Raw genomic sequence first — 26921 nt, 5'->3', positions numbered from 1 at the left:
TTGCATACCTGTATATGTACTGCTAGGATCAACTCTATCATAGTTGGCTAAAAAAAGGATGAGGTAATGTCAGTAATATCAGATGATTTATTTGCAAATAAGATTAAGCAATTACAGGCTCTTAAAAAAGAGATTGATCAGGACAGGCTTGAAGCACATAAAATATTGGGGGAGTGGTTGGCCAACGCATTAGACGATGATGACAATCATGAACTGCAAGCTATTTTTTTAGATGCACACGATAATGAAAAATATGTCCGTTTGAAAAAGCACCGTGAGTTTTTAAAGTCAATTGCTCATAAGATGCAAGGTGAGGCTAAGATGGTATCAAGCAGTTTTACTTCACATGAAGACAATCAAGATAGTGAGTACGGTTCATTGTTTGATGACGATTCAGCAGCTCAATAACTGTTACTGTTAGCAATAGCCTATTCATCAGTACAACTGAATCGTCTTCTAATTAGCGAAATGCTAGAAGACGATTTTTAGCTGTTTTAAGCGTTTTAAAATAGCTTTAGCTACCATCGTATCGAACAGAGCGTAGAACGCATATAAGAGTATTTTTTATGCGTTTTAGCAATGCTTTAAGATGTGTTTACAGAGGTGTCGATAATGACTATTGAAAATGAAGACAAGTTATCTACAAAAAATGAGACTGATACTGAGAGTATGAAAACAGCGTTGGCCAGAATGACAGATGAAGACATTCAAAATATCTTTGACCGTGCTTTTGAAGATTTTCAAAGATCAAAGCTTAATCCGAACTATGAGAATAAAGATTGATACCGAGTAAATTGACCATAGCGTTTTGAGCTACTGAACAGTTCTATAAGTGATTGGTCGCTCATATTATCATCTCAAATCCGTCAGTTCTTGAGCTTTTTTCCTATTATTTAATATAAAAACATATTTTTTACTTTTAAAGATTTTTAAAGACTTTTAGGAAGCTCTCAGACCTTACCAGTTAAGGGCTTCAAGATCTATAAAGCTACAATCAGCTAGGTTAATGCTACAATCAGCTAGGTTAAAAGCTACAATCAGCTAGGTTAAAAGCTACAATCAGCTAGGTTAAAAGCTACAATTAGATAGATTTGAGTATTAAGGCGTAGATATGACTAACCAAGTTGGTTTATATGAGAAGAAATACCCTGCAAATTGGGTTGTTATGCAAAATCGTATTCTACAAGCGTTTTATGAAATGACACTTGATGAAAAACGGTTGCTGTTGCTTGCTAGTTCAGTAGTGCGTTTGATAGATGCCACTGAAAAAGACACTATAGAGATAACCGCGAAAGCATTTGCAGAGGCTTGCAACATTCAAGTGGATTCTGCTTATACTCAATTAAAAGATGCTAGTGAAACGATGATGAGGCGATTTTTTAGCTATAGAAATGAACGCGGTAGCCGTGTCAATGTACAGTGGGTCATCAGATCAATATATGAAGATGGCTATGTGTCTCTATGTTTTACAGATGAAGTGCTACTGATGTTGAAGGTTTTTGATGAAAATAATCCATTCACTAAATATAAAAAAGAAGATGTACTTAAACTGAAGGGTGAATATTCAATAGATATATACCATCTGGCCAAAAAACATGAGGCAATGAGCTCGTGGACAATGTCACTTGAAGAAATTAGAGAGGAGCTAGCTCTTTCTAAATCTTACGAACGTATTAACAACCTAAAAAGTCGAGTCATCAACCCAAGCGTTGAAGAAATAACAGAAAAGTCAGATATTAAAATCACCTATGAAAACGTCAAACGTGGTCGTACCGTCACAGGACTAAAATTTAATGTAAAAGCTAAGCCCACCAAGAAAAAAAGTCTGGAGGACTTAAATCAGAATAATGAGAATAGAGATATACCATCCTTAACAGTCAAACAGATCGACCGTTTTGCGCCTCTATTGGCTAACTATGCCCCATTTGGTAGCTATGCGCCTTCAGGAAAAAGTACCCAAGAAGTGATCAGCTGGTTACACACTCAATTAAGAGATGAAGCTTTTTTAAAGACCCATAAAAAGCATTTGCTGGCGGTAGGTTATACGTTCCCTAAGCAAAAATCATAGCAAAGAAAAAAGAGTGATTAATCTGGTACTGTCTATACAAATGGTTTATATTATATGTACACAGATAAGCCATTTGTAATGCCATGACGACAACTAATTATAATATCAGGCTCGATCAAGAGCTAAAAGAAAATGCTTTTGCCGTGTTTGAAAGCTATGGTCTAACGCCGTCTCAAGCGATTAAATTGTTCTTGACCCAAGTGGCGCAAACCAATCAAGTACCGCTATCTTTTGAATACCAGAAAGTAACAGCTGTCAGTCAAGATGAATTGCTAATCTATAAAGAGCATACTGACAGAGAGAACAGATAAGTATTAGATTTGAATGGGATGAACAAAAAAAACACCAATCAGCGTAAGCACCGTTTATTATTTGAGGCAGCCGCCCGAGTTTTTCTAGACCTTTTATGCCTGCGTCAGCAAGACAGGTATGAAAATGATGAAAAGCAGTGGCAAGCGCTGGGTACAGTAGACGGTACCGCCGTCCTATTGGTAGCCCATACGCAAACAGAAATAGATAATGGTGAGGTTATACGCATTATCTCAGCTAGACGTGTCAAAAAAATGAAAGGGAGCCAGTGTGAACAAAGTTAGTTATCAAATAGACGAGCTACCACCACTAACGGCCAAGCAACAAGTAGATTTAGAGCATTTAGCAACGCTTAATGATGACGACATTGATCTATCAGACATTCCAGAAGTCACCGACTGGTCAGGTGTTAGCCGTGGCAGTATTAAACCATAAGCGTTCTTTACTGAGGCCAGTATCATTGCCAAATTTAAGGATAAAACCAAGCAAACAGGCGCTAATCATTAATAAATGATAGTAATGCGCTAGAAGAGTACTTAACTGATCGTTAGCCCTAATCTAATGATTGTGACCTCAAGATTACTTGAGGTTTTTTTAAGCCTTGTATTGTAGTATGTTGTATATTGTATTATACTATATAAAAAATACTACAAACGCTACATATTTACTCATACAAAATTAAGGACAATAATTATGGCCATTACTACACAGCAAATTCATGCTATTGCTGATCAACTGCACGAACAAGGTATCAAACCTACTTTAGCCGAAGTGCGTAAGGCGCTGGGTGGTGGATCATTCACGACCATCAGTGAAGCTATGAAGTCTTGGCGTCAGGATAACCAACAAGAAGAGCAGCTAAGACAGGTTGAGCTACCAAGTGGTATCACTGAACGCTTACAAACGCTTGGTGCGGATATGTGGCAGACGGCCATTGATATTGCCAATGATCGTCTGGTTAAAGAACGGGAGGCTCTAGAGAGTATTAAGGCCAAGTCGCAAGCTGAGACAGATGAGGCTCAAGAAGCGGTTAAGACCCTAGAGAGTGAGCAGGCTGATTTGTTAGAACAGCTCGATGAGGTCACAGCAACTGCAGAGGCAACGGCTATCACCGCGGCTCAAGTGACTGCTGAACGGGATGTGCTGACACAGACACTCAGCGATACTCAGCACCAGCTAGAACTTGAACGAGCTAAAACAGTGGCAGCTCAGGCCCAACTTGGTGACCTGCGTAGCAGTTTTGATCAGCAATCAAAAGAGCTGAGTGCCAACATATCGAAGGTGGCCACGCTTGAAGCCACTGCTAATAGCGATAAAGCAGAGATCGCGCGTCTGCAAACAGAACTGACAGCAACTAAGGATGAGCTAAAGACAGTCGTTATTGAGCGCAACGAGATAACGAATCTTACAGCAGAAGTGAAAGGAGAGTTAAAGGCCATAATCGCTGAACGTGATAAGTTATCAGGGATTAATGAGCAGCTTACTCAAAAGCAAGCTAAGATTGAAGCAGATCATCAGCTACTGATTAAGCAACACGACACGTTAAATCATGAGAGAACTTTGCTTAGTACTGAGCACACTGCATTGAGTGAGCAGTATGATGAGCTTTCAATTAACTATCAATCAGAACAGGAAAAGAGTAGCTCATTGACTGCAGAGATTGAAAAGATGCGAGAGACAATTAACAATAAATAAGTCAATCCCGTTCTATTCACACTAAGCTTATGAATCCACCATGACAATATCGACTCACTGAATAAATGATGGTTGTATAATAAATATTCTAAATTTTTCTCTGAACTCTCATAGTATATAGCCTAGTGGGCTATATACTACTTAAATTAGCCTAAGTGAATTTATGCTGATTTTGGAGCCTTGAGCAGATTTCAAGGAACACTCACCCTAAAGCAATTATGAGTATAATAAAAATACTCACAAACACTTTAGTGCATTCCTTGAATTTGATGTGATTAGTCATGCCGACTTCATCGCCCATCGCGTCATCAAGACCGTATCACTGTATCAAGCTACGGCTGTTATGATTACGGCTGATAGCACCGCCTAGACACGCTCATAACCGCTACTGTGCTGTCATACGCTAGCAAGGGCGTTCGCCCAATATACCGCTACGATATGCACAAGTAACCACTCATTGCGTTGCTCTGATCCTTTGTCTAGTCACCCCTGTAGGGAGCTCACCCTTATGTCAAACGCAGTCGTCACCGAGGCCTGCCACCCATTTGACGGGTAACGGGTACAGAGAGAGCAGCACGAAAATGTAACGAGCGAACAAGCAGTTTTTAAAATGTATAGCAAATAGAGTTGATATGAAAGCAGATTTTGGATAAAATGCACCTATACGGGCATTTAATGCTGTTCAAATAACGCAGTCTGTGTGCTTATTTGTTCGTTACAGGGTGCGTCAACACACTGTAACCGTTATCTACATTTAAAACTAAATGCCTCTGGGAGTCAACTCCCAGAGGCATTTTTTTATTTGTCATACAGATTAGGTTTTTAATATCTGATTCTTCGTTAGATTGCTTAGGCTTTTCTTGTCGTCATTTAGCGTAAGCATTTCAATTATTTTGAAGTTAGCACTTAGTACATCCTCACAAGACGTTAAGTTTCTGACAATACTGGGATAGTTTACTATGAAGACCGGCTTAGTCGTCAGATGCAAGGTTTTACACGCGCTGTTAAGAAGCGGTAAATCATCTTTCTGAGAGAATACGATAATGAAAAGACAAACCTACACTCCTGAGATTAAAGAACGCGCCGTTCGTATGCTGATTGAAGCATTAAACGATTACACCTTTATGTGGTCATGTCATAAAAAGCACACTAATGAAACTATACTAACCAACATTCAAGACTAAGCTACACATACTAAAGAGCTTGAACATGAGAACAAGAAGCTTACGTAAGCCAGTTAGATTACAGTAAAATCCGCTTTTTTCGCCCAAGGAGAGATAGGACACACAATCAAGTTGTGGCTCAGTTTATTGATAAAAATAAGTGGGTCTACGGTATTAGAGCAATATTGACTGTGCAATATAGAAAATATGCAATAAACTTATTTTCTACCTTTAATAAAATGCAGCAACCTAAACAAGGGTAAATTATGAGTAATTCAGATAACCACAGTCATCAAGCTCCAGACCCTAAAAATATGAATAAAGCTTTTTATATTGGGATTGGTCTAAATTCTGCATTTACGCTCATCGAGTTTATAGTGGGCTACTCAACTAATTCATTAGCTTTAATCGCAGACGCTAGCCACAACTTAAGTGATGTTGCCAGTTTAATAATCTCGTTAATTGGAATGAAATTAGCACAGAAAGCATCTACTACGCTTTATACCTATGGCTACAAAAAAGCTTCTATAATGGCGTCTCTTATTAACGCCATATTGTTAGTTACAATCGTTATAGGTATTGCGTATGAGGCCTTGGGTCGATTTGATACGATACCGGAAGTTGCAGGAAAAGTTATTATTATTACAGCTCTAATAGGTGTATTTATAAATACTGTTTCTGCTTTTGCATTCTACAAAGGTCAAAAAGACGATATTAATGTCAAAGGTGCTTTCTTGCATCTAATGGTAGATGCATTGGTCTCTGTAGGTGTCGTTATCTCGGGCATTATTATTTACTATACAAGTTGGAATATCGTTGATCCTCTAGTTAGCTTGATTATTTCAGTCGTTATACTGTTATCGACTTGGGGTCTACTAAAAGAGAGTATCAAGCTTGCTATCGACGGAGTACCTCAAAATGTTGATCTCAGTAAAATCACTGCTATCTTAGAGAGCTATAATTTTATTCAAAACTTTCATCATTTACATATCTGGGCTTTGAGTACCACTGAGAATGCTCTTACAGTTCATATTGTACCGAAGACCGATATAACGTTTGAAGAGACTATTACTATGAAAGAAAACATCAAGGAAGATTTGGCGCATCAGAATATACAACATGCAACTATTGAATTTGGTACTAAGGCAGATGACAATCAAAAATCGCGTGCATTAAATGAAAGTATCAACTAAAAGATGATAGACCGTATATAGCTATCTCTTTTTAAGTATGAGGCGCGTGCCTTATGTCAACATAATTTTTTCAATCAGTTCTTATGTGATCAATAGTTTAAAACTTTTATATTTACGTGCGTTAGGACGTTACCTAGAAAAAATAAAAAACTTACGCTGATTAAATTATTATGATTAAGTTTACTATTACCCTCGTCTTCTAAGTGTGGTTAGACCTTTGCCAAAATAGCTTATTAGTAATAACAGGGTTATTATTATCAAGATAGGATAATTTCCCATAAGCATAAAGGGCGTGTTACCAACCCGTGCCTGTATCTCACCACGTAGTACAGTACGCTCAAACTGCGGTGCGCGTTTTACAATACGACCTTTATGGTTAATGATAGCGGTAACACCAGTATTGGTCGCTCGAATAAACCAGCGCCCGTTCTCAAGCGCGCGCATTTGTACCATTTGCAAATGTTGCAATGGTCCTGCTGAAGTGCCAAACCAGGCATCGTTAGAGACGGTCAACAAAAAGTCAGTATCGATGGCATTTTTACGCGTGGTATCTGGATAAGCTACCTCATAACAGATAGCCGTCCCTATATTGTGTTCACGCACCTTTAGCGGTGACTGCTGATCACTACCACGACTATAGCTCTTAATATCCTGACTACCGGCCAAACTTGGGAAAATATCGAGCACGCCTTCAAATGGAATATACTCTCCAAAAGGCACTAGACGCTGCTTCTTGTATAGGCCTTCCGCTTCTACACCTCGAGCAATCACGCTATTGTAAAATGGGGGATACTTATCCGTACTGGCATTGAATGCCGCTTTATCCTTATAAGGGATACCAGTTATCCATGTCGTATTGGTCGCATTGGCCATTTCTATCATTTCACTAATAAAGCCCGCAGCCTCATCCTGAAACATCGGAATAGATGATTCAGGCCACACCACCACATCACGTCCCCACTCAGTGCGCGTTAACTTCGCATAAATCTTTAGCGTTTCTACTTGATATTGCGTCAGCCACTTTATATCTTGTGAAATATTACCTTGAATCAATGACACTGACAGATCAGGTGTGCCCTTAGGTTTTGTCCATTGCGGATTGACCAGCCATAATGATGTGCTAATGGCTAATAACAGTACAGAAACGACGGCATAACTACTGCGTCGAAGCAGTAGCTCTACTAAACTTGCAGCCAATAGTATGGCAACAAAAGAGACGGCAAAAACACCAGCAACGGGTGCTAAGGACGATAACCAATACTCTTCAGTAAATGCATAACCAACAAACAGCCACGGAAAGCCTGTGAATAACCAAGTTTTTAACCATTCTTGTAGCACCCAAAGAGCAGCAAATGAAAAGGGTTGTTTGCCTACCATACGGTTAAAGACTAGTGCTAAAAATCCATGAAACAGTCCCATACCGAGACCCATCAATCCAATCATAATCAATGCGAGCCACGTTGGAGTATCGCTATAATCATGGATGGCAGTATAGAGCCAAAAGCCGCCGACGCACCATAGCCCCATACCGTAAGCTTCACCGATAATAAAAGCGCGACGACCACTCATATTTGGTACCAACAGCGCATATAAAATCGCTGGTGACACTATTGCTAGCGGCCAGAACCCATGAGGCGCTAGCGCAAATAAAAAAATAGCCCCTGCAAGCCATGCTGCTACTAGCGTAAACCATAGCGGTAATTGATTTGAGTGAGTACTCAAACGCTTTTGTAGATTAATAGTAGACAGGCGCATCGCAAATTATCCAAAATTATGAGTTTTGAATTTTTAGTCAAAATCCAAAACTCGGATAGACCTGTTAATACTACAGGCAGCATTTCAAAATGAAAACTGCTTATGATACCAGTCCGCACTGCTCAATGGATAAATTTACGTACTCCGTTTGATGGGTTATTATGCTACATTACCAAACGATATGAAGTGTTACTTGACCTTCTATAGCTCACAATATCTACAGTACATGAGAGAGCACTATGACCCCCTTAAAAATAAAATCCAGTCTTATATTCAATCGTTATCTGTCTAAGGGGTTGCGTAGTACGTTAGTATTACTTGCCGCCTCATCACTATTTGCTTGTAGCCAACCGAGTAGTGGCGTATCTGATGCAAGCACAACATCGGCATCAACTGAAGATGTAGTGACTGTTCCGAAGACAGCTGAACCAAACGTTATAAATACTCCTATGATGACATCAGTAAGTAAACCAGACCTACTAAAAAACGTCTCAGCCACTGTCTATAAAGATGCCAATTGCGGCTGCTGTAAAGAATGGATAAGTCATGCAGAAGATAATGGTCTAAGTGCAACCGCGCAAGATGTTGCGGACTTAGCCGTATTTAAAGAGCGCTACAGCGTTCCAAATGAAATGCGTTCTTGCCATACTGTAGTCACTACTGATGGTTACGTCTTTGAAGGTCATGTACCCGCTAAATATATGGCGCAGTTTTTAGAAAATCCGCCAGTACAAGCTATGGGTCTTGCCGTACCTGGCATGCCTGTTGGTAGCCCGGGTATGGAGTATCAAAATAAATTCATGCCCTATCAGGTTATGCAACTCAATAAAGACGGGACGACCCAAGTTTATGCTGATATTGAATCGGTAGAGCAGCAATTATAGTGTGTTAGCAGTTAAGAATACTTTGATTATAGTGTTAGCGTTAAAAGCGAATGAAGCAAGTATAAGACTGTTCTATTGCTTATAAAATGATTCTTCATCAAAAAATTCATTAGCTATTGCGACTTTAAAATTAAAAATAACTTTGAATTTGTAACTTTTGATGACAATGTAAGCGGATTTATCGGTTATTAACCCTTAAAATAGATAAATAACTAAGGGTTAATACAAGAATATACAGGATGTATCGAAACAATTACGTAATATTACATAAGCCAGTAGGGAATTAACATCTATATTAATATTATAAATTATTATATTATCTTAATAATTAGTTAGACCCTATATAGGGTAATTACTTCATCCAATAGAAAAACGTCTGAGGGTTAAATCTAAATTATAGATTTAACCCTCAGACGTTTTTTTGCTTATAAAACAGTAGAAATTGTGGTCAATCTAGTCAGCTATATTCTGTACATGTTACACAAACTTACATTGTAAAATGTGGGATATTAGCAATTTTTTCGACATCAAAAAAGTATTTTTGGGGTTTTTAAGGGGGATGACAGGCTAAACAGCCTATGCTAAAGTCGGCTTTGTGTTTTGGTCAGCAGCTTGATTTGTAACAGCTTCGTAAGACTTCAATGAGCTGTGATCGCCAATAATCATTTTTTATATGAATAATATGCAGCAGAAGTATCAGTCACTATGACATATATATACTTGAGTTATTGAGATTTAATTGACTGCGCTGTTGTTGATAACAGACGATTTTGAATTAACCGTAGGTATTAGATTTATGAAACAGGCTTTATTGATTTTGTCAGTACTGGGTATGGGCATAGCACAAACGAGTGGTGCTGCTATCACAATCTCTCAAACAAATAATACCATCACCAATACTTCTGTGGCATCAAACTACGGTTCATCAAAAAACATCTATAGCACCAAAAGTGGTGCTTATGTTTCTAATAATGATGAAATTAGTCAAGCAATTAGCAACCTAAGTGCGCAGGCCAAGCAAAAAGAGAATCAGCTTTCATCATTAAACAGCCGCTTATACGCTGAAAAACAACAGCAGCAAGTCAATAAGGTTCCTGACAGCAATTCAGCCCCCGCTATCGCTGCTGCTCGCGCCTCAAAAGTGGCTTTATCTGGCAGCTCTGGATATTGTGCCCGTTACGTACGTAAAGCACTACAATCAGCTGGTTATGAATTTACACCCAATCCTTCAGCCTATCAGTACGCCACTCGTGGCACGCTTGATAAAGCAGGTTTTAGCAAAATCAGTAATGATATGCCAACCCAAGTAGGTGATGTTATTGTCTATGATCGCTCATCAAAGCGCCCGCATGGCCATATCCAAATATTTGATGGCGAAAATTGGATTTCTGATTTCCGTCAGAACAGCATCAGCCCATACAGTGGTGTCTATGCTTATACGACATGGCGCGATTCAAAATACGTGGATGACGCATCCGCATCAGATCGTAATATCTACCTTGCTATGAATGATAAATAAGACTTTCTAAGTCAGCACAACATAGTTGTTATTTCCTCCAACCCAGTAGTGATCTTAATATCATTGCTGGGTTTTTTTGTGCTTAACATCAGGGCGTATTTAACCTTTCATGATTTGATCCGTCAGAAATGAACACTACTGATATCATTACTCATGACAGGAGTTATCGACAAGCGCGTTTAAAATGCCACATGATGACGCTGGTGCACTACTTGCACATTTCTGGCGCAAAACGGTCAAGTGATGCTTTAAGTGCATCAGTTCTTCCATTCGTATTTCCACAGCATGAATGTGCTCATCTAGCAAGTTATTCACATCGCCGCAGTCCTTGTCAGGCGACTCCCAGTATTCAAGTAAGATTCGCACATCATCTAAAGCCATATCGAGCGTACGGCAATGTAGGATAAATTGTAGACGCTCAATGTGCTCTTCATTATATAAACGATAATTCCCTTCGCTACGAAAAGGCTCGGGTAATAAACGCTCTTTTTCATAATAGCGAATGGTTTCTACTGTGGCACCTGTGCGTTTAGCGAGCTCACCAATTTTGATTGTCATAACAACCTCTATGATTTAAATAATTAAAGTGGCTGTAAAGACTAGCGCTAGAGAAATTAAAATTACGAAACTGTAGATAAATAACCTTGACTCTAAAGCCACTATAGGGTTCATAATATCATTATTCAAAGGGTAAATTATTATGAAATATCATATTGAAGGTATGGACTGTGCCAGTTGCATCGGCAAGATTGAAACAGCTTTGAAACGTATGCCTGGGGTTTCTGATGTTCAGCTGAATTTCGCTACAGAAACGCTAGAGCTAAATTTAGCCCCTGGTGCGCCGACTCAGGCTAGTGATATCGAAAAAACAATCAAAAGCCTAGGGTTCGGCATCTCTGCCAATACTGGTCAACAAACTGTATCGGCTATTGATATTGACAGCGACAATCAGATGGCTCCGCAGGATAAGCAATGGTGGCAAACTCAAAAAGGCAAACAGGTTGTTGGCCTCGGTATTTTGATGGGCAGCGCTTATGCACTGTCACTACTGTTGCCCGCTTATGGGATATGGGTGTTTGCCATCGCTGTGATTGTAGGCGTTTTTCCATTTGCGCGCAAAGCCTTAGCACTGGCTAAAACAGGTTCATTCTTTTCAATTGAAACGCTGATGTCCGTCGCCGTGCTTGGCGCACTTATCATTGGTGAAGCTGAAGAGGCCGCAGCAGTTGTCTTTTTATTCTCAATCGGTGAACTGTTTGAGAGTATCGCTGCTGATCGCGCTCGCGCTGGCATCAGAGCCTTATCATCGCTGGTTCCGAAAAGTGCAATTTTACTTGATGCTCAAGGTGGGCAGCGTAACGTTCCAGCGACTTCATTACAAGTGAATGACCTTGTGCTGGTGCGTCCTGGAGATAGGGTATCTGCTGATGGTTCCATTGTTCAAGGTGCGTCCAGCCTTGATGATTCGCCCGTGACGGGAGAGTCTGTTCCTGTTGCCAAGACGATGGGTGACAATGTATTTGCAGGGTCAATTAACATCGATGGTGTGCTCCAAGTGCGCGTAGAAAAGACAGCCGCCGATAACACCATTTCGCGCATTATTGAGCTGGTAGAGCAAGCCCAAGCCTCCAAAGCACCCACTGCCCGTTTTATTGAGAAATTCAGTCGCTATTACACACCGGCAGTGATGGCTATTGCCGCACTAATTATTATCATTCCACCGTTAGCCATGGGTGGAGATTGGTCGACTTGGTTGTATCGCGGTCTAGCACTGTTGCTGATTGCCTGTCCCTGTGCTCTTGTACTATCAACACCCGCTGCCATCGCCTCTGGTCTTGCTGTTGGTGCGCGCCGTGGCTTGCTGATCAAAGGCGGTAGTGCTTTAGAAACTATCGGCCAAGTGAAGACGGTCGCTTTTGACAAGACAGGCACTTTAACTGAAGGCAAACCACGCGTGACCGATGTTGTTGCCTTTACACAAGAGGACTCAAGTATTCAAGGTCAGAATTCTCAAGGTCAAGATGAGATATTGGCACTTTTTGCCAGTGTGGAGACTGGTTCTAGTCACCCACTTGCTGAAGCCATTGTCAGCCATGCTGAAGCCGCTAAAGTTGTTATACCTGTGGCTTCCAAAGCTTCTGCTACTGCGGGTAAAGCGGTACACGCAACTGTCGCGGAGCGCGCGCTAGCTATCGGTTCGCCTGTTTACGCAGCCGATGAGGCATTGATTTCATCCACACAACAGGCGCAAATTGAGGCGCTGCAAAATGAGGGTAAGACCGTCTCTGTTCTTTTCGATGAGCAAAACCGTGAAGTGCTTGGATTAATCGCGCTAAGAGACGAATTACGAGACGACGCTCATGAAGGTGTGGCTCAGCTCAAAGCGATGGGTGTGCGCTCCGTCATGCTAACAGGCGACAACCGCTTAACCGCTCAAGCACTTGCCAGTAATTTAGACGTGGAATGGGAAGCTGAGCTGTTGCCTGAGGACAAACTGCGCCTGCTTAACGAGATGAAGAACAACCGCAAAATAGCGATGGTTGGTGATGGTATTAACGATGCGCCAGCGCTAGCAACTGCCGATGTTGGCATCGCGATGGGTGGTGGTACCGATGTGGCCATTGAGACGGCCGATATCGCATTATTAAAAAGTCGTGTTACGGATATGGCTCATCTCATCGCACTTTCACGTGCCACCATGCGCAACATTCATCAGAACGTCATTTTCGCTTTGGGTCTCAAAGGCGTCTTTCTGATCACGACCGTATTCGGCATTACTGGACTATGGATTGCGGTTCTAGCTGATGCTGGAGCAACAGTGCTCGTTACTCTTAATGCGTTACGTTTACTGCGCTTTAAGGGAGCGCCTCCACTGGTAAATCCGCCTAAAGTAGTTAAATAAAACCCTTCGAAATCAATTAAAAACTAGAGATAGCAGCAGATTTCGGGGGTGGGTTCTAATAATAAAAATTCCACCGCCACAGTAAACTGCAACCGCATTAGAGTAAATAAGGTTAGACCGTATGTTGATTACAGAATTGGGCTATTTTGCCTTGCTTACCGCTTTTGTATTGGCGTTATTGCAGGTAATTCTGCCAACTATTGGTGTTATTCATAACCAAGTTGCTTGGCAACGACTAGCCCCTAGCTTAGCTTGGGCACAGTTTGCCGCCATGATAACGTCATTTGGCGCTTTGATAGCAGGTTTTTATTATAATGATTTTAGCCTCAGTTACGTCGCGCAGCATTCCAATACGCTGTTGCCTTGGTACTATAAGTTATCGGCGACATGGGGCGGACACGAGGGCTCTTTGCTGCTATGGATGACCATCATGGCCACATGGTGTGCACTGGTATCATACTTTAGTCGCGGCTTGCCGTTATCAATGCGTGCGCGGGTATTAGTTATTTTGGCCGGTGTACAGTTAATGATGCTAACGATGCTGATATTTACCTCGTCACCGTTTGAGCGTACCTTACCCAATCTAGCGGTCGATGGCGCTGATTTAAATCCTGTCCTACAAGATTTCGGTCTGATTATTCATCCGCCCATGTTATATATGGGCTATGTGGGTATGGTAGTACCTTTTGCATTTTGTATGGCGGCATTGTGGGAAGGGCGTTTAGATGCTGCTTGGACACGCTGGTCACGTCCATGGGCGCTCGCGGCTTGGGGGTTTTTGACCATTGGTATTGCACTGGGCTCGTGGTGGGCCTACTACGAGCTTGGCTGGGGCGGTTGGTGGTTTTGGGATCCGGTAGAGAATGCCTCGTTTATGCCTTGGCTTGTCGGCTTAGCATTGCTGCATTCATTAGCAGTCACTGAAAAGCGCGGGGTGTTTAAAGCATGGACCATTATGCTGGCTATTTTCGCCTTTGCCTTAAGCTTGCTTGGCACGTTCCTGGTACGCTCTGGAGTCCTTACCTCAGTGCATTCGTTTGCCGCTGATCCGACGCGTGGTTTGGTTATCTTAGCTATTCTTGGCATTATCATCGGTAGTGGTCTATTAATGTTTGCCGTTCGAGGTTGGCGTTTAACCGTTGAAAGTCAATATCAGCTGATTTCACGTGAGTCCTTTTTAGTGATCAACAACGCCATCATTTTGATTGCAACCTTAGTGGTGCTGCTCGGCACCCTTTACCCTATTATCGCTGATGCCTTTGGTTTAGGACAAGTGTCCGTTGGCCCTCCTTATTTTAATGCATTATTTGTACCTTTAACGTGGCTGTTATTAATAGCTATGGGTATGGGCTCAAATATTCGCTGGAAAAAAGACACCCGTCCACTACTGGGTATAGGCATGGTCATCGCCGTTAGTAGCTTAGTATTAGCTGCCATTATTACTTACTTTGTTAATCCATCGTCTATGCTTAATATTGGTGTGACTTTAGCCGTTAGCTTTTGGGCACTGCTATGGATGGCAGTTGATTTTAAAGATAAAACTAAGAATGCGCCTAATCTTTTTAACGGTTTGCGGCAGTTGCGTCTGAGCTATTGGGGTCAACAGACTGCTCATATTGGCGTATTGGTTGCTGTCATTGGCATAGCCTTTACTAGTAGCCTGAGTATTGAGCGTGACGTAGCAATGGGTATTGGCGATACAGTCAATGTTCAAGGTTACGATTTTGAAGTAACTGAATTTTTTGAAATAAAGGGTAGTAACTTTGATGCAACGCAAGCGCAAGTCGTGGTATCCAAAGACGGTCGTGAAGTGGCGAAACTGACTCCAGAAAAGCGTACTTATATTATCAGCACGATGCCAACGACTGAAGCCGCTATTGACCCCAGTCTTATGCGCGATGTTTATGTCGCACTGGGCGAACCTATTGCCGATGGTAGTAACCAATGGGCATTAAGGATTTATGTAAAACCATTAATTCGCTGGATTTGGTTAGGGGCAATTATCATGGCTCTAGGTGGATTAATTAGTATGCTTGATAAACGATACCGCATCAAAAAAGTTAAAGCTCCGTTGCTAGTTACTGGTAGTTTGGCTACTGATGGAGTCAATGAGGTAGCTATTGAGCAGGCAATCTCAGCATCGACGATGTCGACACTAAAGGAGAAATAAATGACTATGTCGAATAACACTCCTGAGCAAAAAGATAGCCAAAACAGTAAGCAGCGTAACCCAAAGGCAATGAAAAAAAAGCAGATGAAGCTATGGTTCTTAATTCCGCTTATCCTCTTTTTTGGTTTGGTAGTTATATTGTACATGCGCTTAGGTAAACCAACAGACATTGTGACCAATACCGCTCTTGAGCGTCCGGTTCCTGCCTTTGAGCTGCCGTTATTAGCAGATACTACCCGTACTATCACCAATAATAATTTGCCAGATAAGCCGTTTTTACTTAATGTTTGGGGCTCGTGGTGCCCAACTTGCATTATTGAGCATCCGTTTTTAATGCAACTAGAAGAGCGCGGCATTGATATCGTTGGTGTGAATTATAAGGATGAGATTGGTAATGCGCTCAGTTACTTAAACCAAGGCGGTGATCCATTTTCTATGTCTATTCAGGATTCATTGGGTCAGTTTGCTCTAGACTTAGGCATAACTGGTGCGCCCGAAACCTTTGTTGTGGATGGAGATGGCATCATTCGTCAGCATATTGTTGGTGAGATTAATGAAGCCAATTGGCAACAGCGTGTTAAGCCGTGCCTGACCGTACTTAATGAGGCTAATAAGAACAACGATAGTCCTGATCTCATTCAGGTTGAGGAGATGTGCAAATGAACGTTACTCGAATAAGAGCTCCTCAAATAAAACTCAATATAATTTTAAAACTAGCAAGCTTAATACTAGCGTGTCTGCTTAACATGACGGCAAACGCAGCTATTGACGTATACGATTTTGATTCACCACAGCAAGAAGCTCAGTATCGTGGATTAATAGAAGAGTTTCGCTGCCCAAAATGCCAAAATCAAAACCTTGCAGCCTCTGATGCACCGATTGCACAGGATCTAAAGCAAAAAGTCTATGATTTAATTAAAGATAGACGTAGTGATGCTGAAATACGCGCCTATATGCAAGAGCGCTACGGTGACTTTATTAGCTACAAGCCGCCTATGCGACCATCGACATGGATCCTATGGTTTTTTCCACCACTATTATTGCTCGTCTTAATTGTTGGTTGGTTTTGGCAAAGTAAACGCCGCCAAGTTGTCGCCCGTGGCCAAAACGGCGTTACAGTGAACAGTACTGCTGCCTTGACCTCTGCGGAAAAGGCTGAGCTTGATCGTCTATTATCGCAAGCTGAGAATGTCGACCACGATATTACTAGCATAGAGGACAAAAAATGACTCTATTTTCTACTTTTGGCTTATTTGTAGCTCTAAGCTTGCTGATTGCTCTTATATTTGCGCTAATTGCTATTATGCCATGGCTACGAGCACCGCGTTTGCAGTCCAAACCAATAGACAATCAACTGCTAGATATTAATGTTGCAGTATTTCGCGAACGTTTAGCTGAGCTACAAACAGATAAAGACAGCGGTACTATTAATAATAGCCATTATCAAAATCAAAAGCTGGAACTGGAGCGTCAGCTATTAGATGCGCAGCGTCAGATAACACCTATGGTCACCCCTGATGTCAAAAGCCGTTTAATTGTCGCAGCTTGGATCCCAATATTGGCTGCAATGGCGTACTTACTAATAGGCAATCGTACGCCCGTGTTTGATTTGTGGACAAGCGAGGACAAAGTAGGACAAGTGGCTGATGACCTATTGACGGCTAAGATTGATAAGCCACCAAAGTGGGCGACTGAAAACGGTCGTCAGTTGATTAGCGCTATGCAGACCAACGTCCATCGTAACGCTGATGATCCTAATCGCTGGATGCGCCTATCTGAACTTTTCTTATCGATGGAGGCGACTGACTCTGCGTTAGAAGCCTTATCGCGTGCCTATCGTTTAGCACCTGATAACGAGGAGATTGCTACTACTTATGCTCAGACTAGTTTTTTTGTTAATGAAGGTCAGTTAGACGCCAATATTCGCCGTCTATTACAAGCTATATTAGCTAAGAATCCGCAGCATGAACGGGCTCAAATGCTCATGGCAATGGGTGAGACTCGTAGTAGTAACTTTGCCCAAGCGCAAGGTTGGATTAAACGCTTACAAGGCAGCATTGTGGCCAAACCAGGTGATCATACTAAAGCTTTAGCAAGCTTAGATGAGTTAAGCAACTACGTTAGCACGCAAGAAAAGCAAGCGCTAGAAGGTATTGACGTGACAGTGAAAATTAACGCTAATTTATTACCGTTAGTGAAAGCTGATGATGTGTTGTTTGTTGCGATACGTGACGTTAAAGGAGGTCCACCGTTTGCCGCCAAACGTTTACCCATTAGTATTATCAAGCAAGGTGAGGCTAGTATCCGCTTAAGTAATCTTGATGCGATGATGCCAGATCGCACGTTAAATTCAGCTCGTAGTGACAAAACTCAGTTAGCAGTCGTTGCTCGTATTAGTCATAGCGGTAATGCCATAGCAGAATCAGGCGACTTATCGGGTAATCCTATAATGATTAGCGTTGAACAGACTCAGGTTAATGTTGAAATCAATCAACAGATTCCCTAATAAAAAATTATTACCGTAAGTTTCATAAAACCAGAGCGGTAAGTGGAGCCGTTTATGAAAGTGGCGCGATTAATAATTGTATACCAAAAACATATACGTTTAACATTGTTCATTGTATAAACATAGATAAAGAAAACAACTATGACTGAATCTACCGACAGATTAGATAGTACTAAATTGAATAGCGTTGAATCGGCTAGTACTAATATTGCTGACAATAAAGTACCTATAGCTGTGAGTAGTACTCATCAATCGATTGACTCTAAAACCATGAATCATACGCCTAAAGCTATGTACGTGACTTCAGGCAACTCAATAACACCTAAAGGTAAGTTGGACAAAATGCCAAAAATGGTTGCCAATGGCAGTCGCGCTTTTATCTGGTATTTGTTGGCGATAATGGTATTAATACTTGATCAATGGACTAAGTGGTTGGCCCAAACCACATTAGCGTTCAATGACCCCGTACCGGTCATTGAACCATTTCTCAACTGGACACTCGCTTATAACTATGGGGCAGCATTTAGCTTTTTAGCCGACGCTGGCGGTTGGCAGAAATGGTTTTTCTCAGGCTTAGCTTTTGTAATGGCTATCTTTTTAACGGTTTATTTAATCAAAGCGCCACGTGCAGCCAAGCTATTATCTATGGGGTTGGCCTTAATGCTTGGTGGTGCGATTGGCAACTTAATCGATCGTTTAAGAATTGGTAAAGTGGTTGACTTTATCCATGTGCATTATGCTGATGTATGGAATTATCCTATTTTCAATGTTGCAGATATAGGTGTCTGTGTCGGTGTCGCATTGATTATAATTGACATGATATTTTTAGAAAGTAAGCGTAATAAATAAGCACATTGATGCCGATTATCACAAACAAAATGAACTAGCGTCGTAGTCACTCTATACGGAAACATACTTTTTATACTTGAGTATGTTTATAAAATGTGAACTGGAAGATAATGTATGACTGGTATAGGTACTCACTCATTTTAGGTCTTAAAACTCAATACTTAAAAGCTCTGCGTAGAGCCATTATTATAGAGACATTGAATAATCCATAAATTCTTTATTGATCATAACAAAAGGAAAATACAGTGTCACAGGCTCAGCCAACTATTGAAAAAATTCACAGCCTTAGAAAAAAACAAGAGACAGCGTTAAAAAGTCTTACCCTTATAGGCTATCTAGAAGGCACCTCTTTCTTATTATTGCTCTTCATCGCCATGCCACTAAAATATATGATGGACATTCCAGAAGGTGTGAAATACATCGGTATGGCACACGGTATGTTGTTTATTACCTATATCATAATACTTATAGGCTCAGCTATCAAAATGAAAATGCCTCTTTGGGCAATACCTGCGGGCGTACTCGGCTCACTCTTACCTTTTGGCCCATTTATATTCGATCATTTACTAAAAAAGAACTTGCAGGAAAATGTAAGTAAAGAAGCCTAGAACAAGCTCTGCTACAAATGCCACAAACGTATCTTATTACTCAAGATTATTTTTCCTAACTAAATCACAAGCCGCCATCACTCATCATGGCGACAAATGAATAACATTGAGCAGAAATTAATCACAATAAAACTTTAATTCAGACCAAGTATGAATAGCCTCACACTCCAGTTACTTTTCGAACTTATCTTACATACTATCGACAAACCCGTCTTGTTTAAAAGCTAAACAGGTTTTGTCATTCGCGATGGCTTTCCTGTTATCGTAGGGTATACCCCAAGGGAACCATCTAAAAGGCATCAAAAACCGATTAATAGACGACTTAAAATAGACTGCTGTAATGGAACTACTTATAACAGACTATTGTACGTGTTTATGTTTATCAGAGCGTGTCTACGAGCGTCTACCAAAGAATAAGATGCCAAGCGTACCAAAAACGAGCTTATACAGTTTGCTACTGATCATGATCACAAAATTGCCGCCTTCTATGTCGAAAACGAATCAGGCGCAACTTTAATACGTCCACAGTTAATGTAAGTGATCGATGATGCCTATGAAGGCGATATAATTTTGGTAGAGCAGATTGACCGCTTAGCACGTTTAAACCAAGCTGATTGGGATACTCTCAAAAGAATGCTATTAGAAAAGAATCTGGGGTAGTATCAAAAGAGCTACCGACCTCATATATGACGCCTCAATCTGAGAGCAGCACTGAATTTATGAGCAGCGTATTACAGTCCATTAATTCGATGATGCTTGATATGCTCGCTGCTATTGCTAGAAAGGACTATAAAGATCGACATAACCGTCAGGTGCAAGGTATTGCTCATGCTAAGACAGAAGGTAAATATTTAGGGCGTAGGAAAGATACCGAAAAGCGTAAGATTATTGCTAGCCTCCTAAAATCTGGGCATAGCTATTCTGAAATACAAGCTACAGCTAAGTGTTCGCGTCAGCTGATAGCTGTTATAGCTAAACAAATACTCAAATACTCAAATACTCAAATACTCAAATACTCAAATACTCAAATACTCAAATACTCAAATACTCAAATACTCAAATACTCAAATACTCAAATACTCAAATACTCAAATACTCAAATACTCAAATACTCAAATACTCAAATACTCAAATACTCAAATACTCAAATACTCAAATTTTAGGAGCTGTAATAATTCTTGTCAAACAAAAGTAATCTGTTATCAAAGTTCCTTTAACATATTCTATTTTTAGTAGTTTATTAGCTTGAATAGGGTCAAGAAAAATATTGATTACTTTTCAGGCTACGGTATTTTCGCCGAATCGTTTTACAAACGAATCATCATTGGAACGATAATATTGAGACTAGCTTGAGCTTGATTATCAAGGCAGACTTTCCTGCGTATAGCAGGGTTCGTCTAACTATTCAAACCATCTGCTTCATCTTTAAAGGTCTCTACAACGATAGAGAAAATATCGTCCCAAACCTCATCATTTGCCAAAAACGGATAATCCTTCAGTAGCTTATTACTTTTAGCACCCTTATTTTGTAGCATGCTGCGAATGATTCTATCGGCATAGCTGTTGGGCATCTCAACAATCTCTTTTATCGCCAGTCGTGCATGGTCATGCTTTCTTAGGTACTGTGACTCGTTATGCATCTCTTTTTCAATAACATGAGCAATCAGTCCTGATAAGTACTGAACGTGAGGCGTTAGATCCATGAAGCGCCATGCAGGTTGAATCAGGTGAGTATTTCCAAAATTTAAGTTTGAGCGAATACCATCAGGGTAGGTAACTGCCTGTTTATCAAAGCTGTAATGATCACGGATTTGCTTCATGAGCGGCACAGAGACACGGTCTAAAATCTTATCATAGGCATGCCGGTCTGAGGGATGCTCGGCAATGGCTTGTGATATAGGTAGGATAATCGGCTCATGAATGACCTGGTCTCGCCTGAGGACGTCATTAATTAAAAAGCGATGTACACGGCCATTGCCATCCGCCAGCGGATGAATATATACAAAGGCAAAGGAGGCAACCGCACTACGCATCAGTGCTGATTGTCCCTCAGTCTTTTCCATAAATACCTGTAATCCTTCTAACTTATCAGCAATGTCATCAGCTGGTGGAGCAATATAATGCACAATTTCTTTAAAGCCATTGACCTGAGTATGCGACACAAAAACTGGTGATTGACGGACACCATACTGCTGGATAACCGTTTTGCTACCGAGTATCTCTTGTTGCAACTCTGCTAGTGATTCAGGATCAAGCGGAATGTCACCGGTGCCGGTACGCCGTGCCATCACATCGGCAAAACGTTCAATGCGTTTTAACTCTTTTCCCTCACCTTCTATAGTAAAGCTGGCTTTACTCTCTCGTAGGGTCATCCATACGGAGGCGCGCATCAGTAAGTCTTGCCCAAATTCATCGTTAAGTTTGTCAACCATTGTGGCAATATCGAGTGCAGCTGCTTGCGTAAAGGCCTCTGTTTTTACCAGCATCGGACAGAAATGACGGGTTCCTGCTAGATTGTCATTGATACGCCAGCGAGCGTTCTTGATGACCTGCGAAGGACTTGAAGTAACCAACTTCTTGGTATCCAAAGCATCCACATAGTTACCGCCTATATTACTCGGTACCTCTAAATGCTTATCCATGAGCCACTCATACAAGAAAGCCATTCTACGGGCATAGCTGCCTGTCGGCTCAGCGTTTACCCATGCTTGCACGTCATTTGCCCCTATCTGCTCAAATAGACGAACCAGTAACTCTAAATTCAGTACTTCATGACGCATGTGAAACTGTAAGTGCGCAATGATAGTGTCCAGTGGACGTGCGGTTTCCTGATAAGCGTTATGAATGACGTCACCGTCTTTATAGGTTTGTCTGCGCCCACCGATACTACTGCTGACATATAAAGGCGAAACCAGCTCTATGCTGGCATAACGGACAAGCCATGCTGCGCCAATAGGATCTGAGATAGGGGTATTCATCATGAGTGGCTCAAGCGATTATAGATAAGCCATTTTGCGCAAAAACAATTATGAATGCAATATAATGATTATTATAAAGCCTTATTGCATTAAAACGATTTTCTTATGACGTTGCGATGCCTTTAAATCAAGACCAAAGGTCACGTTGAGTCGATATTTAAAATACCTCAGCTATTGACCTGCTTTAAGACACGATAAACGGTAGCTACGCCAACACCAACCGCCTTAGCGATCTCTTCTTTTGTCATATTGTTTTGACTAGCCAATGCTTTAATACGATTGTGTTTTGCGGTATTGGCTTTCTTACCAGTGGGTTTATAGCCACTGTTGGCCAATCCTTGTTTAATGCGCTCTCTACGCTTGTCATTATCAAGCTTTGCCATGGTCGCTAATAAATCGATCAGCATATCGTTAATCACTTTTAGGATCTCACCTGTCATACCGTCACTCATCGTATGTGTGGTTGGTAGATCAGCCACCACCAATCGTAAGCCCTTATCTTTAATACGCTGCTTTAGAATCGAAAAATCATCTTGAGATAGTCTGCTTAATCTATCCACGCTTTCAACCAATAAAATATCGCCTTGCTCGGCGTCCTTTAGCAACTTAGCTAAGATTGGTCTATCGAGCTTTGTACCACTGAAGTGCTCAACGTAATCAACATAGCTATCACCATAGCGGCTACTGAAGGCAACCAAATCTATTAATGCTCTAGTAGCGTCTTGATCCTTAGTGCTGGCTCTCACATAAATACGAACGGTCATAATACCTCTTTGTATCAGTTAGACTTAATAATTGATGTTCATTGATAATAGCAAGATATTACTATCATTTAATATCAAATAAAAGTCAAATGATAGATAGGTTATCGTTTAGAAGTTTTATGTTTTGGGTATAGGTTAATGATAGGCTGACTAAGGTGATAAAACCACCTTAGTCTAATTCTAGGTAGGTTGTTAGCTTCTACATAGTTGATTTAGATAATCGGTCTTTTAGACGTACATTCATAAAACAGGTATATATTAGTGTAATGCCCTACATATATTTTATTTTTCGGTTGTCAAAAGCTATTATAGTCCCTTCTAATACATCAACAGCTTTATTATTAATTATGCTGCACTCTATGGCTCCTGAAATATAACTAATATCATTGCTGTTTGAACGAGAAAATTCACAATGAATTATTTGTTCTGCATCACAAACTATCGCTAAATTAGGGTTATGAGTAACCATAATTATTTGTCTCTTTTGCTTTGCTTCAGTTAACACAGGTACGAGTAAGCTAACTATTGTTTCGTTATCCAAGTTTTCTTCTGGTTGATCTAAGATTATAGGATTATTGTCTTTATCAACCAGGAGGTAGAAGATCAAAAGTAGAGCGCCTCTTTGTCCTGGTGAAAGCTGTTCTATTTGTGCATCCTGAAACATCAAAGTATATTGAGGTTTTAGATACTCTAGCCCAAATATGAAATCATAGACTTCATTAGCATTACGATCTTTCTTTAGTAAAGATTGTATGCCTGGTAGTTTTGAAGCTTCCTCAAGCCTCCCATGTAGTTCTTGAACTAAATTTATAAGAGAAGGTTTAGAACTTATATCATGCTTATCCATTAATTCTCTTAGTACCGCTAAGCTTTCACTCTCCCCTCTAAAATCACCGGCAGTTTGTTTAACCATTAAAAACAATCTATCGTAGATCATATCTAGGTTGCTTTTTAATTCTGACTGAAACTGCAGCTTATATTCGTTGCGTATTAGAGAATTACTTTGAATTAATTCTTGAACAGGTTTGAATAGAGCCTCCCTGCTGATACGTTGTTCATCTAGAATATCAAAAATTTGTGCGGTGATTGAAATTCTTTGGGTTTGCAACTCATCTCTTTCAATTGGCAAATCATTTAATTTTTCGAGCTGATGCTCCAATCCCAGTATTGTCTCAGGTAGGTCGTTTGATCCGACTATTCCAGCCTGTTTTTCTTCCCAAGTATTTAATAATTCTAGGTACTGCTGATAAGCCTGCTGTGGTCCATTTAATCTTGTATTTAAAGCGTTTCGTCTTAAAATTAAAATGTTTTTATTGATATCAAGATTTGCATCACTAGCTTTAATTCTTGTAATTTCAGTAGAAATATTAGTATCTGTTTCTGACAATATCAGCTCATGTACTTCTAACGAAAGCAAGCTTTCTAGAGTTAAATCTAAAGTTACCGCATCAACCAAATGATCACTTCTAAACTGACTCAGAGATCTTTCAACAACCTCAATTCCTTCTTTTATATTTAAATAAGACTTCTTCTTTGAAGCCAACTTAGTCAGCTTAATCTTATTTTCTTCTTGTTGTATATAGATAGCTTCTAATTGCCGATTTACATCTGTTAATTCGGCAGAGACTTGCTGTTGTTCTGCAGAAGACTCGATGGTTGGTTCAGAGACTTCCTCAGGTTTAGCCTTTGAATGCTCTTCAAGCAACCTATTCTTTTGAGTCAATTTCTCGCTAATCGTATTACGAGTTACGTCTGACATCTGTCCTTCAATATATGATATCTGATGATTGATCTTATGTAACACGCTTCTTAAACTATCAAAATTACTCCTCAGCGCACTTTCTTGTTGTTCGATAAGTTGTTCAAAATTATGGGCGCCTAGCCTAGTAGTTTCATTAGCATGAGAGAAAATAACAGCCCTCAATTCCTGTTCAAAAGAATTGGATTTACCGTCGACATGATCGTTACATAGCTCTTCAAAGTGTCCTTGAGGTATATACTTAACAAACTCAACATGTTCAATTTCTGGATCATCATTTAGGTTTTTTTCTAAAACTTGTTCATCTCCCCACATCAATTTTGCAATGAAATGTTTTGCAGGTACACCCACTTTGCCTCTGAAACGGTTTTTCTTTAAGAAAGAGAAATGATGACTTTGTTTTGAGTTGCCTACTAACGCAATAATATCTGCTAGTGCGCTTTTACCACTTCCTTTATTACCAATAATAGCAACCAAATCATTGTTTAACGTTAGTTTAGTATTTTCTAACCAGCGTTCATTAAATGCCGACAATGGAACTTTTGTCACCTCTAGCTTATCTATGAATATACTTCTATTTTCTCTTATCAACTTTAATTTGGGGGGCACTGCACCTATAAAAGAGCGTTTTGCAGGCTCTTTTATTGCTTGTTGTAATCCTTGGAAAGTTGGATTAGCTTTTATCCAAGTAGCTTTTCCTGAAGGGTAATCACCATATCCTCGTTGATCATCATTTCCTTGAATACCAATGAACCGATGCGCATCACTGCCAGAAACAGCTAGTCTTGGAGTATTATTTAATGCTATTTGGAAGTCATCAAACCACCGCTCATTTTTAGTGGTCTTAATACCAGAAAAAGCCTCCCAAATGCTAATATTTCTAGTCTCGAATATTGGCGAAGTTTTGAATAATCCTAAAACGTATACATAATGAGCATTACGCTCTATTCCAGTTAAACCATCACTAGTATCAAAAGGCATAAAACCTATAGCTTGTTTATTTTTTACTTTTGTTATGGCTTCCTTGTAACTTTCACAATTCAATTCAGCCATTATTGAACCAGCTTCTAGAGCATAATTTGTATGATCTAATACCCTAGATATATCTATGCCATGATGCCTTAACTTATCTTCAGGAACCGAACGAGCATAATCAATAAGAGCATCATTAGATAAATTTCTACATCCATCTCCTGGGAACTCTAGCTTCAAATTAGCTTTAAAATCTATGAGCTCTTGGTCTTTAATATTGTCAGAGAAAATTACATGTGCGTTTAATCTTCCTCCTTTTAGGGGTGACATTAGACGTAATTCTATACCAGGAAAAACTGTTTTTTCTAACTTTGGAGCATCGTCCTGCTTCAATCGATGCTTTAAAGCAAACCAACCATCAAAAGTCCAATAATCCATTATTGCAAATACTGCTGGTTCTGCTGAATTGAGTGCATTTATCATCTGATCAACTAATGGCGCATTTCTAGGATCACAAGGATCACTATTGAACTTCTGCCCAGTCCAATGAAACGATGCTGGCGTATGTATATGCAGATCCCATTTTCGCCATTCAGATCCATTAGGGTATTCACTGTTAATCATTAATACTTCCTATTTTTTAATGAACTATCTAGAATTCTCGATAAACATGATTTATTTGCAGAGCTTTCTATTGATTTAGCTAAACCTTCCCACCCACACCTTTAAACTTCTCAACGAAAGCTGCTATTTTCTGCAGAACACTTTGCTTCTTGGTCAGATACTGCGGGTTGAGAGGGTTTAGTTTAGGCAAGATAGCATTCAAC

At 40.3% G+C, this 26921-nt stretch carries 23 protein-coding genes; 18 read left to right on the top strand and 5 right to left on the bottom strand.

The features are described from left to right. The first annotated feature begins 66 nt into the window (after positions 1-66). The 8 genes from ACTXGK_RS29140 (at position 67) to ACTXGK_RS29105 (ending at position 6428) form a co-directional block, all read left to right on the top strand. Entirely contained in the window at positions 67-408 is a 342-nt protein-coding gene (locus ACTXGK_RS29140) for a hypothetical protein (RefSeq protein WP_114701936.1), read from the top strand. A gap of 204 nt (positions 409-612) precedes the next feature. Beyond that, positions 613-783 (top strand): hypothetical protein, encoded by a 171-nt coding sequence (locus ACTXGK_RS29135; protein ID WP_162799535.1) that lies wholly within the window; start codon positions 613-615, stop codon positions 781-783. A 328-nt stretch (positions 784-1111) separates the two neighbouring features. After that, positions 1112-2068 (top strand): replication initiation protein, encoded by a 957-nt coding sequence (locus ACTXGK_RS29130; RefSeq protein ID WP_058368520.1) that lies wholly within the window; start codon positions 1112-1114, stop codon positions 2066-2068. An 83-nt stretch (positions 2069-2151) separates the two neighbouring features. Then, positions 2152-2379, top strand: a complete 228-nt coding sequence (locus ACTXGK_RS29125) for a type II toxin-antitoxin system RelB/DinJ family antitoxin (RefSeq protein WP_114701935.1) — start codon at positions 2152-2154, stop codon at positions 2377-2379. Between the two features lie 18 nt (positions 2380-2397). Continuing rightward, positions 2398-2661: a BrnT family toxin gene (locus ACTXGK_RS29120; RefSeq protein WP_226949371.1), complete on the top strand. Its 264-nt coding sequence runs from the start codon at positions 2398-2400 to the stop codon at positions 2659-2661. Then, positions 2648-2812 carry a hypothetical protein gene (locus ACTXGK_RS29115; protein WP_156410068.1) on the top strand — a complete coding sequence of 55 codons (165 nt, stop codon included), beginning with the start codon at positions 2648-2650 and terminating at the stop codon, positions 2810-2812. The genes ACTXGK_RS29120 and ACTXGK_RS29115 overlap by 14 nt, the downstream gene beginning before the upstream one ends. A 258-nt stretch (positions 2813-3070) precedes the next feature. Continuing rightward, the gene (locus ACTXGK_RS29110) at positions 3071-4072 is read left to right on the top strand and encodes a DNA-binding protein (RefSeq protein WP_114701934.1); all 1002 of its coding nucleotides are present in this window, start codon (positions 3071-3073) and stop codon (positions 4070-4072) included. A 1429-nt stretch (positions 4073-5501) separates the two neighbouring features. Continuing rightward, on the top strand, positions 5502-6428 hold the full coding sequence (locus ACTXGK_RS29105) for a cation diffusion facilitator family transporter (RefSeq protein WP_114701933.1): 927 nt from the start codon (positions 5502-5504) through the stop codon (positions 6426-6428). Between the two features lie 186 nt (positions 6429-6614). On the opposite strand, the gene lnt is transcribed toward ACTXGK_RS29105, so the two are convergent. Further along, on the bottom strand, positions 6615-8183 hold the full coding sequence (lnt, locus tag ACTXGK_RS29100) for an apolipoprotein N-acyltransferase (RefSeq protein WP_068039556.1): 1569 nt from the start codon (positions 8181-8183) through the stop codon (positions 6615-6617). Positions 8184-8422: 239 nt separating this feature from the next. Between lnt and ACTXGK_RS29095 the strand changes: the two genes are divergently transcribed. Both ACTXGK_RS29095 and ACTXGK_RS29090 read left to right on the top strand, forming a co-directional pair. Beyond that, positions 8423-9067, top strand: coding sequence for a DUF411 domain-containing protein (locus tag ACTXGK_RS29095; RefSeq protein WP_082787298.1), 645 nt, complete (start codon positions 8423-8425; stop codon positions 9065-9067). Between the two features lie 796 nt (positions 9068-9863). Next, the gene (locus tag ACTXGK_RS29090) at positions 9864-10586 is read left to right on the top strand and encodes a CHAP domain-containing protein (RefSeq protein WP_057758750.1); all 723 of its coding nucleotides are present in this window, start codon (positions 9864-9866) and stop codon (positions 10584-10586) included. A 147-nt stretch (positions 10587-10733) separates the two neighbouring features. Here ACTXGK_RS29090 and cadR read toward each other — a convergent pair whose 3' ends face one another. Further along, a complete protein-coding gene (gene cadR, locus ACTXGK_RS29085) occupies positions 10734-11144 on the bottom strand; it encodes a Cd(II)/Pb(II)-responsive transcriptional regulator (protein ID WP_007394845.1) in 411 nt (136 codons plus the stop codon). Between the two features lie 142 nt (positions 11145-11286). Between cadR and ACTXGK_RS29080 the strand changes: the two genes are divergently transcribed. The 8 genes from ACTXGK_RS29080 to ACTXGK_RS29045 all read left to right on the top strand — a co-directional run bounded on the left by ACTXGK_RS29080 (position 11287) and on the right by ACTXGK_RS29045 (position 20784). Then, complete coding sequence (locus tag ACTXGK_RS29080; protein ID WP_102083145.1) at positions 11287-13488, top strand: heavy metal translocating P-type ATPase; 2202 nt, start codon at positions 11287-11289, stop codon at positions 13486-13488. Positions 13489-13609: 121 nt separating this feature from the next. Beyond that, on the top strand, positions 13610-15658 hold the full coding sequence (locus tag ACTXGK_RS29075) for a heme lyase CcmF/NrfE family subunit (protein WP_114701930.1): 2049 nt from the start codon (positions 13610-13612) through the stop codon (positions 15656-15658). Between the two features lie 69 nt (positions 15659-15727). Continuing rightward, entirely contained in the window at positions 15728-16321 is a 594-nt protein-coding gene (locus tag ACTXGK_RS29070; RefSeq protein WP_193004894.1) for a DsbE family thiol:disulfide interchange protein, read from the top strand. Between the two features lie 83 nt (positions 16322-16404). Continuing rightward, complete coding sequence (locus ACTXGK_RS29065; protein ID WP_371532842.1) at positions 16405-16887, top strand: cytochrome c-type biogenesis protein; 483 nt, start codon at positions 16405-16407, stop codon at positions 16885-16887. Beyond that, positions 16884-18164, top strand: coding sequence for a c-type cytochrome biogenesis protein CcmI (ccmI, locus tag ACTXGK_RS29060; RefSeq protein WP_114701928.1), 1281 nt, complete (start codon positions 16884-16886; stop codon positions 18162-18164). The genes ACTXGK_RS29065 and ccmI overlap by 4 nt, the downstream gene beginning before the upstream one ends. A gap of 141 nt (positions 18165-18305) precedes the next feature. Next, positions 18306-19013 (top strand): signal peptidase II, encoded by a 708-nt coding sequence (lspA, locus tag ACTXGK_RS29055; protein WP_114701927.1) that lies wholly within the window; start codon positions 18306-18308, stop codon positions 19011-19013. Positions 19014-19288: 275 nt separating this feature from the next. Then, positions 19289-19621 (top strand): DUF3817 domain-containing protein, encoded by a 333-nt coding sequence (locus ACTXGK_RS29050; RefSeq protein ID WP_131603940.1) that lies wholly within the window; start codon positions 19289-19291, stop codon positions 19619-19621. A gap of 719 nt (positions 19622-20340) precedes the next feature. Next, positions 20341-20784, top strand: coding sequence for a hypothetical protein (locus tag ACTXGK_RS29045; protein ID WP_522910263.1), 444 nt, complete (start codon positions 20341-20343; stop codon positions 20782-20784). Positions 20785-21018: 234 nt separating this feature from the next. Here ACTXGK_RS29045 and ACTXGK_RS29040 read toward each other — a convergent pair whose 3' ends face one another. The 3 genes from ACTXGK_RS29040 to ACTXGK_RS29030 form a co-directional block, all read right to left on the bottom strand. Beyond that, the gene (locus ACTXGK_RS29040) at positions 21019-22602 is read right to left on the bottom strand and encodes a Fic family protein (RefSeq protein ID WP_114701979.1); all 1584 of its coding nucleotides are present in this window, start codon (positions 22600-22602) and stop codon (positions 21019-21021) included. Between the two features lie 164 nt (positions 22603-22766). Beyond that, complete coding sequence (locus ACTXGK_RS29035) at positions 22767-23363, bottom strand: recombinase family protein (protein WP_114701980.1); 597 nt, start codon at positions 23361-23363, stop codon at positions 22767-22769. A 271-nt stretch (positions 23364-23634) separates the two neighbouring features. Then, on the bottom strand, positions 23635-26718 hold the full coding sequence (locus ACTXGK_RS29030; RefSeq protein WP_114701981.1) for a TrlF family AAA-like ATPase: 3084 nt from the start codon (positions 26716-26718) through the stop codon (positions 23635-23637). Positions 26719-26921 lie beyond the last annotated feature (203 nt).

Origin of the sequence: Psychrobacter sp. T6-5 (assembly GCF_052258485.2) — a bacterium.
GTDB lineage: Bacteria > Pseudomonadota > Gammaproteobacteria > Pseudomonadales > Moraxellaceae > Psychrobacter.
The sequence above is the reverse complement of the archived record's forward strand: the minus strand, read 5'-3'. Positions and strand labels throughout refer to the sequence as shown.

What these genes read in the sequence shown, in the direction of transcription:
- ACTXGK_RS29120 (WP_226949371.1), top strand. Translation starts at nt 2,398, where the DNA reads ATGAACAAAAAAAACACCAATCAGCGTAAGCACCGTTTATTATTTGAG.
- lnt (WP_068039556.1), bottom strand. Translation starts at nt 8,183, where the DNA reads ATGCGCCTGTCTACTATTAATCTACAAAAGCGTTTGAGTACTCACTCA.
- ACTXGK_RS29095 (WP_082787298.1), top strand. Translation starts at nt 8,423, where the DNA reads ATGACCCCCTTAAAAATAAAATCCAGTCTTATATTCAATCGTTATCTG.
- ACTXGK_RS29030 (WP_114701981.1), bottom strand. Translation starts at nt 26,718, where the DNA reads ATGATTAACAGTGAATACCCTAATGGATCTGAATGGCGAAAATGGGAT.
- ACTXGK_RS29135 (WP_162799535.1), top strand. Translation starts at nt 613, where the DNA reads ATGACTATTGAAAATGAAGACAAGTTATCTACAAAAAATGAGACTGAT.
- ACTXGK_RS29070 (WP_193004894.1), top strand. Translation starts at nt 15,728, where the DNA reads ATGAAAAAAAAGCAGATGAAGCTATGGTTCTTAATTCCGCTTATCCTC.
- ACTXGK_RS29105 (WP_114701933.1), top strand. Translation starts at nt 5,502, where the DNA reads ATGAGTAATTCAGATAACCACAGTCATCAAGCTCCAGACCCTAAAAAT.
- ACTXGK_RS29125 (WP_114701935.1), top strand. Translation starts at nt 2,152, where the DNA reads ATGACGACAACTAATTATAATATCAGGCTCGATCAAGAGCTAAAAGAA.
- cadR (WP_007394845.1), bottom strand. Translation starts at nt 11,144, where the DNA reads ATGACAATCAAAATTGGTGAGCTCGCTAAACGCACAGGTGCCACAGTA.
- ccmI (WP_114701928.1), top strand. Translation starts at nt 16,884, where the DNA reads ATGACTCTATTTTCTACTTTTGGCTTATTTGTAGCTCTAAGCTTGCTG.
- ACTXGK_RS29040 (WP_114701979.1), bottom strand. Translation starts at nt 22,602, where the DNA reads ATGATGAATACCCCTATCTCAGATCCTATTGGCGCAGCATGGCTTGTC.
- ACTXGK_RS29090 (WP_057758750.1), top strand. Translation starts at nt 9,864, where the DNA reads ATGAAACAGGCTTTATTGATTTTGTCAGTACTGGGTATGGGCATAGCA.
- ACTXGK_RS29075 (WP_114701930.1), top strand. Translation starts at nt 13,610, where the DNA reads ATGTTGATTACAGAATTGGGCTATTTTGCCTTGCTTACCGCTTTTGTA.
- ACTXGK_RS29065 (WP_371532842.1), top strand. Translation starts at nt 16,405, where the DNA reads ATGACGGCAAACGCAGCTATTGACGTATACGATTTTGATTCACCACAG.
- ACTXGK_RS29045 (WP_522910263.1), top strand. Translation starts at nt 20,341, where the DNA reads ATGAGCAGCGTATTACAGTCCATTAATTCGATGATGCTTGATATGCTC.
- ACTXGK_RS29035 (WP_114701980.1), bottom strand. Translation starts at nt 23,363, where the DNA reads ATGACCGTTCGTATTTATGTGAGAGCCAGCACTAAGGATCAAGACGCT.
- lspA (WP_114701927.1), top strand. Translation starts at nt 18,306, where the DNA reads ATGACTGAATCTACCGACAGATTAGATAGTACTAAATTGAATAGCGTT.
- ACTXGK_RS29130 (WP_058368520.1), top strand. Translation starts at nt 1,112, where the DNA reads ATGACTAACCAAGTTGGTTTATATGAGAAGAAATACCCTGCAAATTGG.
- ACTXGK_RS29140 (WP_114701936.1), top strand. Translation starts at nt 67, where the DNA reads ATGTCAGTAATATCAGATGATTTATTTGCAAATAAGATTAAGCAATTA.
- ACTXGK_RS29080 (WP_102083145.1), top strand. Translation starts at nt 11,287, where the DNA reads ATGAAATATCATATTGAAGGTATGGACTGTGCCAGTTGCATCGGCAAG.
- ACTXGK_RS29110 (WP_114701934.1), top strand. Translation starts at nt 3,071, where the DNA reads ATGGCCATTACTACACAGCAAATTCATGCTATTGCTGATCAACTGCAC.